Origin of the sequence: Sporosarcina sp. JAI121, from assembly GCF_013408665.1 — a bacterium.
Classification (GTDB): Bacteria; Bacillota; Bacilli; order Bacillales_A; family Planococcaceae; genus Sporosarcina.
On sequence record NZ_JACCCL010000001.1, the window covers coordinates 635168 to 651052 of the forward strand.

A 15885-nucleotide genomic window follows, 5' to 3' on the forward strand; every position below is an offset into this window, starting at 1 on the left:
ATGAAAAACAATTGGACAAAATATGTTGGGGTCAAGTTAGGAATGTGCTTAGCACTGAGCTTCTCCCCTTCATTTGTGAATGCGGATGAAACTGGAGAAGAGAACTATGTAAACTTGGATAGTAACCTACTGAACAAAAAGGTAGATAAATCAACTATCGTGGATATTCAAGCAGATAATGTCCCGGTTTTAGGAGACTTGATAGCACAGATTCCAACAAAAAGTCCTGTTTCTGCGAATGCCAGTGAAGAAGGAGAGGATAGTCAGCGAAATTCCACCCTTGCAACAGTCGAGTTGAGTAATCCAAACGGTCTAATCGATGATCTGAATGTTTCAGTCCTAGATCAAAGCAGCATGCAAGATGACAACTCCTCCGAACGTGAAAGCTCACTCGCATCAGTCGAACTGTCAACACCAATCACAAATGAAGTGGAGGTGGATGTTCTTTTGTCGGAGCACCAATCCAGTGATGAAAGCTCATCATATGACGGTGGCTTAGTCGAGTTGAATGCGGATGAACTGCCTGTACTCGGCGAGGTGCATGCCGGCGTATTGGACGGTCACTACGCAAATGACAGTGAAAGTGCATCATTGTCATCGGGTTTGATTCAAGCCGATTTGGATGATGGTTTACTGGATGACACTTCAGTTGACGTCCTTGCCGTGGATAAATCAATGAGTGAGGAAAGCAGTCAACAATCAACTTCATTAGCATCTGTCAACGTGGGGGACGATTCTGTGGGCGGCCTCGTGGATGAATTGGAAGTCTCTGTCTTAGAGCAAAGCAGCATGCAAGGCGACAACTCCGCTGAAAGGGAAAGCTCACTTGCATCAGTCGAACTATCAACACCAATCACAAACGAAGTGGAGGTGGATGTTCTTCTTGCGGAGTATCAATCCAATAAAGAAATCTCTTCATATGATGGTGGCTTAATCGAGTTGAATGCAGGAAATCTGCCTATACTTGGCGAGGCGCATGCCGGCGTTTTGGACGGCCACTACACAAATGATGGAGAAAGCCAATCTTTCTCATCGGGTTTGATTCAAGCCGATTTGGAGGAAGGTTTACTGGACGATACTTCAATTGACGTCCTTGCGTTAGATAGATATATATATGGAAAAGGAACGTACAGTAAATATAGCGGCGTTGCATTGGTCGTTGGAAATGGAACAAATGGAAACGTCGATGTCAGCATTCTGACAACTGAAAAATTTCAACCCGTTGCAACTGTTACACAGCCCGTTTTACCCGATGAAGATGCTGAAACCGCGACACCCGGGGATGAGTCAACCGACTTAACGCCAGGCGAAAACGGAAATGCAACGCCAACCGAAAACACAGACGACTTGAAACCAAGTACCGATGCAAATGAGCTGTCGCCAACCGAGGGTGCAGACAATCAAATGTCAGATAATGAGTTTGATGGAGTTTCACCAAATGAAAGTGCTACCGGTCCAAATTCAGACAGTAATGCAAGCGTCACAGGCGATGATACGGTTGAAATGACGCAAGGCGAAGATTCAACATCAAAGGTGAAAGATGAAGGTGTTGTATGGGCTGCAAGCGGTTCTAACGCAATGAACGATGATGGTGCCAAGAATGCGATTGGGATGAACGGAACCCCTGTAATAGGTAATGACATCGGTTCAATGTTGCCGAAAACAGGAGGCATCTTCGACAGTGTTGTGCTTACTATAGTCGCATTACTGCTTTTGACAGTCGGTCTGGGTATCCGTCGATTTGCTCATTAATCCAAGTGAATTATAGAGCAAGGAGCGGATGTATAGATGAAAAGAGTACTAAAATGGCTTGGAAACCTCATGATTTTGGCAAGCATCTTTCTGCTAGTCTGGTTAATTGCAGGAAATATGAATAGCAGACAACAGCAAAACCAATTTTTGGACGCTTTCGAATCGATAAAGGCTGAAGCCGGCTTCAATATGCCGATTTCAGCTGATGAACAAGAACCTTTCAATGATAAAACACAAGGATTCCATGGAATTGAAGGTGTATTGACCATCCCGCTCATCGAATTGGAATTACCTGTACTGTACGGCGCCGATTCGGTTAACCTTAGTCGGGCATTGGGAGCTGTAGCCAATATGGACAGGCCGGGTGAAATGGGCGGCAGCTATGCAATCGCCGGACACCAAGCCCATGTGTTCGGTGCATTTTTCAATCGCCTCCATGAGGTTGAAGCTGGTACTAGATTCACTTACGAAACACGTGAAGGAACCATGGAATTCGAAGTTTTTGAGGTGAAAGTGGTCAAGCCGCACGAAGTGGATGTCCTTGACAGGGAAAAAGATATTGCGCTACTTTCGCTGATCACATGTTATCCCGCGAACTCCAACAAATACAGATTAGTCATTCAAGCAAAAAGAGTAGATACACTAACACCTTAATGAAACGCGGAAAGTAATACTCCCTCATTGCCGATTCCCGGCGGTGGGGGATTTTTAAATTGTGTCAGAATTGACTGGGTGACAGGTACTTTCTAATGTCGTCGGAAGGTAGCTAAGTTCGATGCAAACAAGACAACGCTCTACAAAAGGTAAACAACATTCCGTGGAAACTAAAAAGGTTAATTATCTGAATAGTGTCAGAATTGACTGGGTGACTGTCACCTCACGAAACTCCCTCCCGTGAAACGCCCCGAAAACGCAAAAAAGCGAACAAGTTAGAATAAATTAAAAATAATTAAATGTTGAACAAATTTTGTCATATGCGATATATCGCACTTTGAAAGGCTTGTAAGCGGATACATTAAAACTCATTATTTTAAATTGGTTAATAATTTTAAAAACACTGTTGACTCCAGTGAATATCCATTATATGATGACATCAATCCAATTCGGTTAGTGATTCATTTCACAAACTACATAACCTACCAACAAGATAGACAGACGTAAACATGTACGTGATTTGATGAGGAGTGAGTACACCATGGAAAGACCAATGAGAAGTGACATGATTAAAAAAGGTGTAGACCGTGCGCCGCATAGAAGTCTACTGTACGCTACGGGCGTTAGAATGAAAGATATGCACAAACCTTTCATCGGTGTCTGTAACTCCTATATTGATATTATTCCAGGCCATATGCATTTGAATAAATTCGCGGAAGTCGTCAAAGAGGCGATTCGCGAAGCGGGTGGTATCCCGTTCGAATTCAATACAATCGGTGTTGACGATGGAATTGCAATGGGGCATATCGGTATGAGGTATTCATTGCCAAGCCGTGAACTCATCGCCGACTCGGCAGAAACAGTAATCAACGCCCACTGGTTCGACGGCGTATTCTACATTCCGAACTGTGACAAAATCACGCCTGGTATGTTAATGGCAGCAGTTCGAACGAACGTCCCGTCAGTCTTCGTCTCAGGCGGACCGATGGAAGGCGGCGTGTCGTCAGATGGCAAGCCCTTATCACTCGTTTCCGTGTTCGAAGGTGTCGGTTCCTACAAACAGGGGACAATGACAGCCGAAGAGCTGCTCGACATCGAACAGAGTGCATGCCCGACGTGCGGATCCTGTTCAGGAATGTTCACGGCGAACTCGATGAACTCGTTAATGGAAATGCTGGGAGTTACAGTTCCGGGTAACGGAACAATCTTAGCCACTTCGGATGAACGCCATCGACTCATTAAAGAAGCAGCGGAGCATCTCGTCCGAATGGTGAAAGAAGATGTGAAGCCACGTGACATCATAACGAAAGAAACAATCGATGATGCATTCGCACTTGATATGGCAATGGGCGGTTCTACAAACACAGTCCTCCATACTCTTGCGATAGCTCATGAAGCAGAAATCGAATACGATGTCCGGGATATCAACGAAGTTGCGAAACGAATTCCATATTTATCTAAAATTAGTCCATCTTCTGACTATACGATGCACGATGTCCATCTTGCAGGCGGGGTCAGTGCGATAATCAAAGAGCTTTGTGAAATTGAAGGGGCCGTCCATCCAGACCGGATGACGATTACCGGAAAATCGCTCTATGAAAATGTGAAAGATTCACATATTCTCAATGAAGAAGTTATTCGGCGCCATGATAATGCATACAGTCCTGTAGGCGGGTTGTCCGTACTATTCGGCAATATCGCACCGGACGGCGGCGTCATCAAAGTAGGGGCGGTCGATCCATCCATTAAAGCGTTCCGAGGAAAAGCCATTGTGTTTGAATCCCAGGAGGATACACAAGAAGGCATCGATAACGGAACGGTAAAAGCAGGCGACGTTGTCGTCATCCGTTACGAGGGTCCGAAAGGCGGCCCGGGAATGCCTGAAATGCTTGCACCGACTGCAGCAATAGCAGGACGCGGTCTGGCAACGAAAGTCGCACTCATTACAGACGGACGGTTTTCAGGGGCGTCACGCGGTATCTCGATTGGCCACATTTCACCGGAAGCGGCTGAAGGCGGACCGATCGCATTGGTCGAAAATGGTGATATCATCGCAATCGACTTAACAAACCGTACGATTGAACTTGAAGTTTCAGATGAAGAACTTGAAAAAAGAAGAGCACACTTAAAACCATTCGAACCTAAAATTAAAAAAGGCTATCTAGCCAGATATTCAGCGCTTGTCACTTCTGCAAGTACAGGCGGTGTCATGAAAATTTAATAGATTAAAATCAATGATGGGGCAAAAGTAATTAGAACCTGTATTCACAGAGAGCCGGTACCGCTGGAAGCCGGCAATACAACTAGTTGCGACATCACCCCGGAGTGGATTGCTGAAAATAAAGTAGGCAATCCCGGGCGCAGAGAAATCAGCGCTCGTTATAAAAAGAATAGACCTAGTCTATTCATGAGGCAGCTAGATTGCTGCGAACAAGGGTGGTACCATGAAAAGTTTTTTCATCCCTATGTAAAGAAGAGTTTCTTTGCGTGGGATGAAAAGACTTTTTTATTTCGAAATAAAAGATTGATTATTCTAAAGTAAAAGTAAGGAGGAGTTTATAGATGAATGCTGAAGTTCAAACGAAGCAAGCAGTAAAGGAAATGGCGCCAGAGCCCGTGCATGAGCCGCTACAGACCGAACAACCGAAAGATGGGTCTGCTGTACTCATTCAAGCTTTGAAAAATCAAGGTGTTGAAGTTGTCTTCGGCTATCCTGGAGGAGCTGTCCTACCGATTTATGACGCATTGTATAAAAACCCCATTTCCCATGTGCTTGCACGTCACGAACAAGGCGCGATTCATGCAGCTGAAGGTTATGCACGCGTTTCAGGAAAACCGGGCGTCGTCATTGCAACATCAGGGCCGGGAGCGACAAATTTAGTGACAGGAATCACGGATGCCATGATGGATTCGCTGCCACTCGTCATCTTCACAGGTCAGGTGGCAAGTTCGGTAATCGGTACGGATGCATTCCAGGAAGCGGATGTTATCGGAATCACACAGCCGATCACCAAGCATAACTACCAGGTGAACGATGTAGCCGATTTCCCGAGAATAATCAAAGAGGCATTTCATATCGCTTCAACAGGACGCCCGGGGCCAGTACTCGTCGATGTTCCTAAAAACATTGCAACGGGCCTTTTCATTCCAACGGGCGACATGGACGCAGAAGTGGATTTACCGGGTTATCAGCCGACAACGACTCCGAACTATTTACAAATCCAAAAAGCGGCGGAAGCTATCTCCAAAGCGAAAAAACCGCTGATCCTGGCGGGTGCAGGAATTCTTCATGCCCAGGCGATGGATGAATTGAAAGAACTTGTTGAAAAACATCAGCTACCTGTAACGAACACGCTTCTTGGATTAGGAAGTATTCACGGTAACCACGAACTATTCCTTGGCATGGCAGGCATGCACGGAACGGTTACTTCCAACATGGCAATAAGCGAATGTGATGTACTCATCAATATCGGTGCACGTTTCGATGACAGACTGACAGGCAATCTGGCAACATTCGCACCGAATGCGAAAGTTATCCACATTGATATCGATCCAGCTGAAATCGGCAAGAACGTACCGACAGAAATCCCAATCGTAGCAGACGCTAAAGAAGCACTCCAAGCACTGTTGAATCAACAATTCGATTCACCGGAAACAGCAACATGGCAGGCATACTTAAAAGAATCGGCTAAGCGGTTCCCGTTATGGTATGAAAAAGACGAAGAAGGAACTGTCCTTCCGCAACAGGCCCTTGAAATCATCCATCGTATTACAAAAGGGGATGCAATCGTCACGACGGACGTCGGACAGCACCAGATGTGGACTGCTCAGTACTATTCACTGAACAATCCGGATCATTGGGTGACGTCAGGCGGACTCGGCACGATGGGCTTCGGCTTCCCGGCGGCAATCGGCGCACAAATTGCCAAACCTGACGCCCGTGTCATCGCAATTGTAGGGGATGCCGGTTTTCAAATGACTGCTCAGGAATTGTCTTTGTTACAGGAATTGCGCATTCCGGTCAAAGTCATCATTCTGAACAATGGCTGTCTTGGAATGGTACGCCAGTGGCAAGAGACATTTTATGAAAAGCGCTACTCACAATCATTGATTCCGGTTCAGCCGGACTTCGTGAAACTGGCAGAAGCATACGACATCAAAGGTTACCGCATCGAAACATTGGAAGAAGCAGAAAGTGTTTTCCAGGAAGCATTATTGTCTGATGAACCCGTTCTCATCGACTGCCGCGTAAAACAACTGGAAAACGTATATCCAATGGTTGCACCAGGCAAAGGACTACATGAAATGATCGGGGTGAGCAAAGTATGAAACGAGTAATTACAGTAACAGTCATCAATCAAAGTGGCGTATTGAACCGAGTGACCGGTTTGCTCATGAAAAGGCAGTTCAATATTGAAAGCATCACGGTAGGTCATTCCGAACAGCCGGGCAGATCGAAAATGACGTTCATCGTTCATGTTGAAGATGAGCAGAAAATCGAACAGCTTGTCAAACAGCTCCAAAAACAGATTGACGTCCTTAAAGTCAATGACATTACAGACAAAGCGATCGTCATGCGGGAGCTCGCGCTCGTAAAAGTCATTTCCCCGCCGCACGTCAGAAGTGAAATGAACAGCATCATCGAACCATTCCGGGCAACAGTCATCGACACTGGGAAGAACGTCGTTACGTACCAAGTGACGGGGAATCCGGAAAAAATCGAAGCGTTCATCGATCTGCTCCGACCGTATGGCATCAAAGAATTGACGAGAACAGGCGCTACGGCATTTGTCCGTGAAACCCAGAAAGTCCAATCACCACAGTTATCCATTTTAAAATAATATAAAAAAACCCACTATTAGGAGGAAAACAATTATGGCTAAAATGTATTATAACCAAGATATCAACGAAGGACTTCTACAGGACAAGAAAGTTGCCATCATCGGATACGGATCACAAGGTCATGCACACGCCCAAAACTTGAAAGACTCAGGATTCGACGTTGTTGTCGGCGTTCGCGCAGGAAAATCATTTGATCAGGCGAAACAAGATGGACTGAGCGTAACTTCTGTCCGTGAAGCTGCGGAACAAGCGGACGTTATCATGATTCTATTACCGGATGAAAGACAGAAACAAGTGTATGACGAAGACATCCAACCGGCTCTTAAAGCAGGAAAATCACTTGTTTTCGCACACGGATTCAACGTTCACTTCGATCAAATCGTTCCACCTGCTGATGTTGACGTATTCTTGGTTGCTCCAAAAGGACCTGGACATCTCGTTCGCAGAACATTCGAAGCAGGCGCAGGAGTTCCAGCATTATTCGCAGTCTATCAAGACGTTTCAGGTCAAGCGAAAGACGTCGCACTTGCTTATGCAAAAGCAATCGGATCTGCTCGCGGCGGTGTACTCGAAACGACGTTCAAAGAAGAAACTGAAACGGACCTATTCGGAGAACAAGCGGTACTATGCGGTGGATTGACTTCACTTGTCAAAGCTGGTTTTGAAACACTTGTAGAAGCAGGATACCAGCCCGAACTTGCTTATTTCGAAACATTGCACGAAACAAAACTCATCGTCGACTTGATGTATGAAGGCGGAATGGCAGGCATGCGCTACTCAATCTCGGATACAGCCGAGTGGGGTGACTTCGTTTCAGGACCGCGTATTGTTGATGCAGATACAAAAGCACGCATGAAAGATGTCTTGACTGACATTCAATCAGGTAAATTTGCTAGAGAGTGGATTGCAGAAAACGAAAACGGTCGTCCGAACTTTAATGCATACGAGAAATCGGAAGCTGAGCACGAACTTGAAGTAGTCGGTAAAAAACTTCGTGCAATGATGCCATTCGTCAATGAAGGTGCAAAATCAAAAGAGGAGGAAGTGGTGGGTAGTGCGACAAATTGACATATTCGACACAACTCTTCGGGACGGTGAACAGTCTGCCGGTATTAATCTAAACACCGCAGAAAAGTTAGAAATTGCACGTCAACTTGAAAAATTCGGGGCTACAATCATCGAAGCAGGGTTTCCTGCTTCATCCCCGGGTGATTTCGAAGCGGTGCAGCGCATTGCAAACGTAGTGAAAAATTCAACGGTGACCGGTCTTGCCCGCGCAATGAAAAGCGATATCGAAACATCTTGGGAAGCACTCCGCGGTGCGGAACAACCCCATCTCCATGTATTTTTAGCAACTTCACCTATCCATATGGAATATAAACTCCAGAAAACACCGGACCAGGTCGTCGATATTGCAGTAGAGGCAGTGAAATATGCACGCAAGTTTTTCCCTCTTGTCCAATGGTCTGCGGAAGACGCATTCCGTTCCGACCGGGAATTTCTGGTTCGCATCATCAATCAAGTGATTGCAGCGGGTGCAAATGTCATTAATATTCCGGATACGGTTGGTTATGCAACACCTGCAGAATACGGGGCTTTGTTCAAGTTTTTGAAAGAAAACGTAACAGGTATCGATAATGTGAAGCTTTCTGCACATTGTCATGATGACTTAGGATTTGCTGTCGCCAACTCAATCGCAGCGATTGAAAATGGTGCCGATCAAGTTGAAGGTACAATCAATGGAATCGGAGAGCGTGCAGGAAATGCGGCGCTTGAAGAAATCGCGGTAGCACTACATATCCGCAAAGACTTTTACGGCCTAGAAACGGGCATTAACTTACATGAAATCAAACGCACGAGCCAGCTCGTCAGCCAATTGACAGGCGTTGTCATCCAGCCGAATAAAGCGATTGTCGGCAAAAATGCATTCGCACATGAATCTGGAATTCATCAAGACGGCTACCTTAAAAATCGCGAGACGTATGAAATCATTACGCCTGAACTGATCGGTGACAAAACTGAACCGCTTGCGCTCGGTAAACACTCTGGGAGGCATGCATTCAAAGACCGTGCCGTTTCAATGGGCTTCGATCTCAGTGACGACAAGTTGAACGAAGCATTTGTTGAATTCAAGAAGCTTGCGGACCGTAAAAAAGAAATTACAAAAGATGATCTTTTTGTATTATTCACAGATCAGCAAATCCAAAATAATGATGTACCCGTTTATAAGTTTACAGATGTTCAAGTTCAATATGAGACTGCGAATGTTCCAACTGCGACAGTTACAGCTATTAATCCGAATGGAGAAACGGTGTCTAAATCAGCAACGGGTTCAGGATCGGTTGAAGCCATTTTCAATACGCTGGAATTGCTTGTCGAAGGTGAAGTTCATATTCTCGATTACCGCGTCACATCAATCGGCAAAGGACGCGACGCACTTGGCGAAGCTATCGTCAATTTAAGCATCAATGGTGAAGTTTCCATTGGACGCGATGTCGCGCAGGATGTCTTGGGAGCCTCAGCTAAAGCCTATTTAAATGCGATTAACAGGCAGTTGATCAAAGAACAAACCAAAACTAAAGAAGTCGCAAGGTGAATTGACGGAATAGTAAATTTTTAAAACAATAAGGAGGAGAAGTTCTATGGAGAAGAAAGTGGCAGTATTACCAGGTGACGGAATTGGTCCAGAAGTGACGGAAGCGGCAGTGAAGGTTCTTGAAGTGATTGCAAGACGCTTCAATCATACATTCCACGTAGAATATGGAACGATCGGCGGCGATGCGATTGACAAACATCAAAATCCACTTCCGGACGAAACGGTCAAACTTTGTGAAGCGAGTGATGCAGTACTTCTCGGCGCGGTAGGCGGTCCGAAATGGGATCAGAATCCATCTGCACTGCGTCCGGAAAAAGGCCTGCTAGCGATTCGGAAACATTTTGATCTATTCGCAAATCTGCGGCCTGTGAAAGCTGTGCCATCTTTGCTCCATGCTTCTCCTCTAAAAGAAGAAGTGGCAAAAGACGTGGATATGATGATCGTACGGGAATTGACAGGCGGTTTGTACTTCGGAGAACCGAGTCGTCGTACGGCTGATGCTGCAGTGGATTCACTTGTTTATACACGAGAAGAGATTGAGCGTATCGTCGTCAAATCCTTTGAAATTGCAAGGTTGCGCAGAGGGAAAGTGGCGTCGGTCGATAAGGCGAATGTGTTGGAGTCGAGTAAGCTATGGCGTGAAGTTGTGGAAGAGAAAAAGAAAGCTTATCCCGATGTTGAAGTGGAGCATATGCTAGTCGATTCCACTGCTATGAAGCTTATTACGAACCCGGCAGCGTTTGACGTCGTCGTAACGGAAAATATGTTCGGGGACATTTTAAGTGATGAAGCATCCGTCATTACGGGTTCACTCGGTGTTCTTCCATCAGCGAGTATCCGCTCGGACGGTTTCGGTCTATACGAACCGGTCCACGGTTCCGCGCCTGAAATTGCCGGACTTGGCATGGCCAATCCCGCAGCGGCTATCTTATCGGCCGCTATGATGTTGAAGTATTCGTTCAAAATGGAAACGGAGGCATCGGCAATTGAAGAAGCGGTTAACACTGTTTTCGAAGACGGCTTCTTCACGGCGGATCTAGCGGCTTCCGGGCAACGCGTTTTGTCGACAAAAGAATGGACAGAAAAAGTTATCGACGAACTGGATACACAATTCGTATCGAATAGCATTATGTTTTCATACGTTTAACTTCATTCAACAGAAGTCTTCCGCTGAATGACGGTAAAGCCTCCGGCACAATTACGCGGAGGCGTAATTGATGAGAGAGGAAGGGCTAGCATATGGCAAAGAACATCATCGAAAAAATCTGGGATCAGCATATCGTCTATGAAGAACAGGGGAAGCCAGATCTGCTCTATATCGATCTTCATTTATTGCACGAAGTGACTTCTCCGCAGGCATTTGAGGGGCTTAGACTTGCGAATCGCACTGTGCGAAGACCCGATCTCTGCTTTGCAACGATGGATCATAACGTGCCGACACGAAACCGCGATGCGATTAAAGATCCTATCGCGCGTAAACAAATTAATACATTGCAGACGAATTGCGATGAATTCGGTATTCCGCTTGCGAATATGGATCACCCGGACCAAGGAATTGTACATATCATCGGACCGGAACTTGGACTGACACAACCCGGTAAGACAATTGTTTGCGGCGATAGCCATACATCCACACACGGCGCGTTCGGGGCAATTGCATTCGGCATCGGTACGAGTGAAGTCGAACACGTCCTATCCACACAAACGTTGTGGCAATCAAAACCGAAAACAATGGAAATCCGCATTAACGGAAAACTTGGATTCGGAGTAACTGCGAAAGACGTCATTTTGGCGATCATCGCAAAATTCGGAATCGATATGGGTACCGGTCATATCATTGAATTTACGGGTGAAGCAATCCGGAACTTGACAATGGAAGAACGGATGACCGTATGCAATATGTCTATCGAGGCAGGGGCGAAAGCCGGTTTGATCAGTCCTGATGAAACGACTGTCGCTTACTTGAAAGGTCGGAGATACGTTCCGGAGGGTAATGCATTCGAAGAGGCGGCTGTACAATGGCTATCCCTCGCTTCAGATGATGGCGCAACATATGATACGATCCTTGACATGAATGCGGATGAAATCGAACCGTTTGTGACATGGGGAACAAACCCTTCAATGGGATCTGGAATTTCTGCAAACGTACCTTATGCGAAAGACTTTGATTCGGAATCAGACAAAGCTGCATTGAAAAAGGCACTAGCATATATGGGTATTGAAGAAGGTGTCCCACTTACATCCATCGAAATCCAGCACGTTTTCATTGGTTCATGTACTAATGCAAGATTGAGCGATCTGCGTGCAGCCGCAAAAGTGATTGCAGGAAAGAAAGTCCATCCTTCTGTCACGGCAATTGTTGTACCTGGTTCACGAACTGTTAAAAAGCAGGCTGAAGAGGAAGGGTTAGATGCTGTATTCCTTGAATCCGGTTTTGAATGGCGGGAATCGGGCTGCAGTATGTGCCTCGCGATGAATGACGATGTCGTCCCGGCGGGTGAACGATGCGCTTCAACATCGAACCGGAATTTCGAGGGACGTCAAGGGGCAGGGGCACGGACACATCTTGTGAGCCCGGCAATGGCAGCCGCTTCTGCAATTGCAGGTCGTTTCGTAGACGTCCGCGAATTGCAAGCTGTCCATTCATAATGGAGGAGAGGATGATTAGATGGAACCGATTAATGAAGTCGTTAGCGTCATAACACCGCTAGATCGTAAAAATGTCGATACCGACCAGATTATTTCAAAAGAGTTCTTGAAGCGAATTGAGCGTACAGGATTCGGAAAGTATTTGTTTTATCATTGGCGGCATAACGCGGACGGAACTGAAGTGGCAGATTTCATCTTGAATGATGAGCGGTTCAAAGGATCAAAAATCCTCGTCGCTCAAGAAAACTTCGGTTGCGGGTCCTCCAGGGAACACGCACCATGGTCGATTTTGGACTATGGATTTAATGTCGTCATCGCGCCAAGCTTTGCAGATATCTTCTATAATAACTGCATGAAAAATGGGTTGCTTCCTATTAAGTTGAAACCGGCTGAAGTTGAGGAACTATTGGCAACCGGACAAAAACAGTCATATTCAGTAGAAGTCAACCTAGTTGAACAAACAGTTACGGGACAGGATGGCAAGACTTATTCGTTCGACATCGACCCGTACTATAAAGAGATGTTGTTAAATGGGTGGGATGAAATCTCCTTGACTTTCCAATATGAAGAACAAATCGCCAATTACGAAAGGCGACAAAAGCTCGCATAAAATGCGACGAAAAGGGGAGATGGTGTAATTGGGAATTTGTATGAAACAGCGCGTCTATTCGAAGCATTTGAACGTTTAACGGAAAATGTTCATCGAACGCCTTGTAAACAATCGGAGACGTTGAATGAATGGACACAGTCAGAAGTGTATTTGAAACTTGAAAACTTGCAGAAGACAGGATCGTTTAAAGTGCGAGGTGCATTCAATAAAATCTCGCAACTGTCAGCAGAAGAATGTGCAAAAGGGTTGATAGCTGCTTCCGCGGGCAACCATGCACAGGGCGTTGCGTTAGCAGGACGGAAAGCAGGGGCGAGGGTTACAATTTTCATGCCCGAAACGACTCCCGCAACAAAAGTGGACGCAACCCGAAAATACGGAGCGACTGTTAAACTTGTCGGGAAAAGTTTTGATGAGGCATATAAAGCCGCCCGCACCGAACAACTTGCAACGGGTGCAACATTCATCCATCCGTTCGATGATCTTACAGTTATCGAAGGGCAGGCGACTGTTGCGATGGAAATGTTGCAACAGCAACCTGACCTGGACATAATCATTGTGCCGGCAGGCGGTGGAGGCCTGCTGGCGGGGACTGCGCTGGCGGTCAAAACAATTCGTCCAACAGTTAAAGTAATCGGTGTTCAGGCCGTAAATGCACCTGCGATCGTCTCAGCCTATCATGGCAGAAAAAATAATCCGTCCCACTTTTTACCGACGATAGCAGAAGGAATATGTGTCAGGGAACCGGGAAAAGTTACGATGGATATCATTCATAATTACGTGGATGATATGATTACAGTGACCGAAAAGGAAATATCTTCAGCAATTCTTTTCATGTTGGAACGTGAGAAATTGCTCGTCGAAGGGGCCGCAGCTGCTGCGATTGCCGCTGTTTTAAACAAGAAATTACCTGTATCATCTAACCGCGTCGGCGTAATTGTATCGGGTGGTAATTTCGATGTCAGCAAGCTTGGGAATTGCATTGCAGAATGTAATGATTCCGTTCTTAATTTCTAATAGAATTACTATGTTTATTGAACAATGAAGATTATTGGAATATAAAGTTGACGTATTTAAGGTGAATTATGGCGGAAGTCGCCCCAAAAGCATCTATGAAGGAAATCTTTATGCCAACTTATATCCAATTACTCGTGTTGATATAATAGTTGAATTGAAAAAACCCCTTTCATTGTTATGAAAGGGGTTAATTTTTTGCTTTTTGACAGTTCCTATACTGCTTCATATGAACTGTGTTTTTTGTGTGGATTTTTATATACTGATCGTTAGTCCCGCACTAGCGCCACCTGTGACAGTGTTTACAAGAGAAATGCCTGTTGCGCTTGCAGAGAACACCATTAGTAAACGGTCACCTTGTGCTACTGGAACTGAAATTGTACTAGATGAAGCAAAACTTAGGTTACCAATAGAGATTAGCCCAGTTAATGATGGAGTCAGAGTTAAAACGGCAGTTGTAGGGGTAAAGACATTGCTGCCCGCTGCTGCCCGATAAACTTGTGCAGTGATTGTTACAGTGGATAAAAGAAGTGTCAATGCCACTGTAGTCTTAAATGTGGCTGACATTGCTGTAATAGTACCGGCTTGAGGTACTGTAAAGGCATATTCAAATGGCAGAAGTGTTGTATTGATATTCCCGCCTAGAACGGAGACACCCGTTGCAGACCCTCCGAATCCAACTAAACTTGTGGTGCCAACTAATCCACCTGCAATGGTAGTCAAGACAGCAGGAGTACCAGATGCAAAAGGAATAAAAGCTCCAGCCCCAGTTGCACCAGTAGCGCCGGTTGCACCAGTAGCGCCGGTTGCGCCAGTAGCCCCAGTAGCCCCGGTTGCCCCAGTAGCTCCAGTTGCGCCAGTGGCCCCGGTTGCGCCAGTAGCCCCAGTTGCGCCGGTAGCTCCAGTAGCACCGGTAGGTCCAGTCGGTCCAATTAGTCCCGTAGCCCCCGTAGTGCCGGTTGCGCCAGTCGGTCCAGTAGCTCCGTCAGCTCCAGTTGCGCCCGTAGCACCGGTAGGTCCAGTCGGTCCAATTAGTCCCGTAGCCCCGGTTGCGCCAGTCGGCCCAGTAGCTCCGTCAGCTCCAGTTGCGCCAGTAGCCCCCGTAGCACCGGTAGGTCCAGTCGGTCCAATTAGTCCAGTAGCCCCCGTAGCGCCGGTTGCGCCAGTCGGTCCAGTCGGTCCCGTAGCTCCGTCGGCCCCAGTTGAGCCAGTCGCGCCGGTCGGTCCAGTCGCGCCGGTCGGTCCAGTAACTCCGTTCGCTCCAGTTGCGCCAGTAGCACCAGCAACCCCAGTAGCACCGGTAGGTCCAGTCGGTCCAATTAGTCCCGTAGCCCCGGTTGCGCCAGTCGGCCCAGTAGCTCCGTCAGCTCCAGTTGCGCCAGTAGCCCCCGTAGCCCCGGTAGGTCCAGTCGGTCCAATTAGTCCAGTAGCCCCCGTAGCGCCGGTTGCGCCAGTCGGTCCAGTAGCTCCGTCGGCCCCAGTTGCGCCAGTCGCGCCGGTCGGTCCAGTAACTCCGTTCGCTCCAGTTGCGCCAGTCGCACCAGCAACCCCAGTAGCCCCGGTAGGTCCAGTCGGTCCGATTAGTCCAGTAACTCCAGTAGCCCCGGTTGCACCAGTATCGCCGGTCGGTCCAGTAACTCCGTTCGCTCCAGTTGCGCCAGTCGCACCAGCAACTCCAGTAGCCCCGGTAGGTCCAGTCGGTCCGATTAGTCCAGTAGCTCCAGTAGCCCCGGTTGCACCAGTAGCGCCGGTCGGTCCAGTAACTCCGTTC

At 46.8% G+C, this 15885-nt stretch carries 12 protein-coding genes and 1 other annotated feature; of the genes, 11 read left to right on the top strand and 1 reads right to left on the bottom strand.

Annotated features, from left to right (window positions below):
* The 11 genes from HDC33_RS02965 (at position 1) to ilvA (ending at position 14117) form a co-directional block, all read left to right on the top strand.
* A complete protein-coding gene (locus HDC33_RS02965) occupies positions 1-1752 on the top strand; it encodes a hypothetical protein (RefSeq protein WP_179391032.1) in 1752 nt (583 codons plus the stop codon).
* Between the two features lie 36 nt (positions 1753-1788).
* A complete protein-coding gene (locus HDC33_RS02970) occupies positions 1789-2406 on the top strand; it encodes a class D sortase (RefSeq protein ID WP_179391033.1) in 618 nt (205 codons plus the stop codon).
* 553 nt (positions 2407-2959) lie between these two features.
* Positions 2960-4627 (top strand): dihydroxy-acid dehydratase, encoded by a 1668-nt coding sequence (ilvD, locus tag HDC33_RS02975; RefSeq protein WP_179392602.1) that lies wholly within the window; start codon positions 2960-2962, stop codon positions 4625-4627.
* A 4-nt stretch (positions 4628-4631) separates the two neighbouring features.
* Positions 4632-4874 (top strand) — a binding site (T-box leader).
* Positions 4875-5007: 133 nt separating this feature from the next.
* Entirely contained in the window at positions 5008-6735 is a 1728-nt protein-coding gene (ilvB, locus tag HDC33_RS02980) for an acetolactate synthase large subunit (RefSeq protein WP_370457446.1), read from the top strand.
* Complete coding sequence (gene ilvN, locus HDC33_RS02985) at positions 6732-7247, top strand: acetolactate synthase small subunit (RefSeq protein WP_179391035.1); 516 nt, start codon at positions 6732-6734, stop codon at positions 7245-7247. Before ilvB ends, ilvN begins: the two co-directional genes overlap by 4 nt.
* A gap of 34 nt (positions 7248-7281) precedes the next feature.
* On the top strand, positions 7282-8316 hold the full coding sequence (gene ilvC, locus HDC33_RS02990) for a ketol-acid reductoisomerase (protein WP_179391036.1): 1035 nt from the start codon (positions 7282-7284) through the stop codon (positions 8314-8316).
* Positions 8303-9844 (top strand): 2-isopropylmalate synthase, encoded by a 1542-nt coding sequence (locus tag HDC33_RS02995; protein ID WP_179391037.1) that lies wholly within the window; start codon positions 8303-8305, stop codon positions 9842-9844. The genes ilvC and HDC33_RS02995 overlap by 14 nt, the downstream gene beginning before the upstream one ends.
* A 46-nt stretch (positions 9845-9890) precedes the next feature.
* Positions 9891-10991: a 3-isopropylmalate dehydrogenase gene (leuB, locus tag HDC33_RS03000; RefSeq protein WP_179391038.1), complete on the top strand. Its 1101-nt coding sequence runs from the start codon at positions 9891-9893 to the stop codon at positions 10989-10991.
* 92 nt (positions 10992-11083) lie between these two features.
* A complete protein-coding gene (gene leuC, locus HDC33_RS03005; RefSeq protein WP_179391039.1) occupies positions 11084-12493 on the top strand; it encodes a 3-isopropylmalate dehydratase large subunit in 1410 nt (469 codons plus the stop codon).
* A 19-nt stretch (positions 12494-12512) separates the two neighbouring features.
* Positions 12513-13103 (top strand): 3-isopropylmalate dehydratase small subunit, encoded by a 591-nt coding sequence (leuD, locus tag HDC33_RS03010; RefSeq protein ID WP_179391040.1) that lies wholly within the window; start codon positions 12513-12515, stop codon positions 13101-13103.
* A 36-nt stretch (positions 13104-13139) separates the two neighbouring features.
* Entirely contained in the window at positions 13140-14117 is a 978-nt protein-coding gene (gene ilvA, locus HDC33_RS03015; protein WP_179391041.1) for a threonine ammonia-lyase, read from the top strand.
* A gap of 252 nt (positions 14118-14369) precedes the next feature.
* Here ilvA and HDC33_RS03020 read toward each other — a convergent pair.
* The coding region (locus HDC33_RS03020; RefSeq protein ID WP_304625680.1) for an exosporium glycoprotein BclB-related protein at positions 14370-15885 on the bottom strand (1516 nt) is incomplete at its 5' end.

Bases quoted from the DNA above. Each gene is read 5' to 3' on its own strand.
- HDC33_RS02970 (WP_179391033.1), top strand. From the start codon at position 1,789: ATGAAAAGAGTACTAAAATGGCTTGGAAACCTCATGATTTTGGCAAGC.
- leuC (WP_179391039.1), top strand. From the start codon at position 11,084: ATGGCAAAGAACATCATCGAAAAAATCTGGGATCAGCATATCGTCTAT.
- leuD (WP_179391040.1), top strand. From the start codon at position 12,513: ATGGAACCGATTAATGAAGTCGTTAGCGTCATAACACCGCTAGATCGT.
- ilvD (WP_179392602.1), top strand. From the start codon at position 2,960: ATGAGAAGTGACATGATTAAAAAAGGTGTAGACCGTGCGCCGCATAGA.
- ilvN (WP_179391035.1), top strand. From the start codon at position 6,732: ATGAAACGAGTAATTACAGTAACAGTCATCAATCAAAGTGGCGTATTG.
- ilvB (WP_370457446.1), top strand. From the start codon at position 5,008: ATGGCGCCAGAGCCCGTGCATGAGCCGCTACAGACCGAACAACCGAAA.
- leuB (WP_179391038.1), top strand. From the start codon at position 9,891: ATGGAGAAGAAAGTGGCAGTATTACCAGGTGACGGAATTGGTCCAGAA.
- HDC33_RS02965 (WP_179391032.1), top strand. From the start codon at position 1: ATGAAAAACAATTGGACAAAATATGTTGGGGTCAAGTTAGGAATGTGC.
- ilvC (WP_179391036.1), top strand. From the start codon at position 7,282: ATGGCTAAAATGTATTATAACCAAGATATCAACGAAGGACTTCTACAG.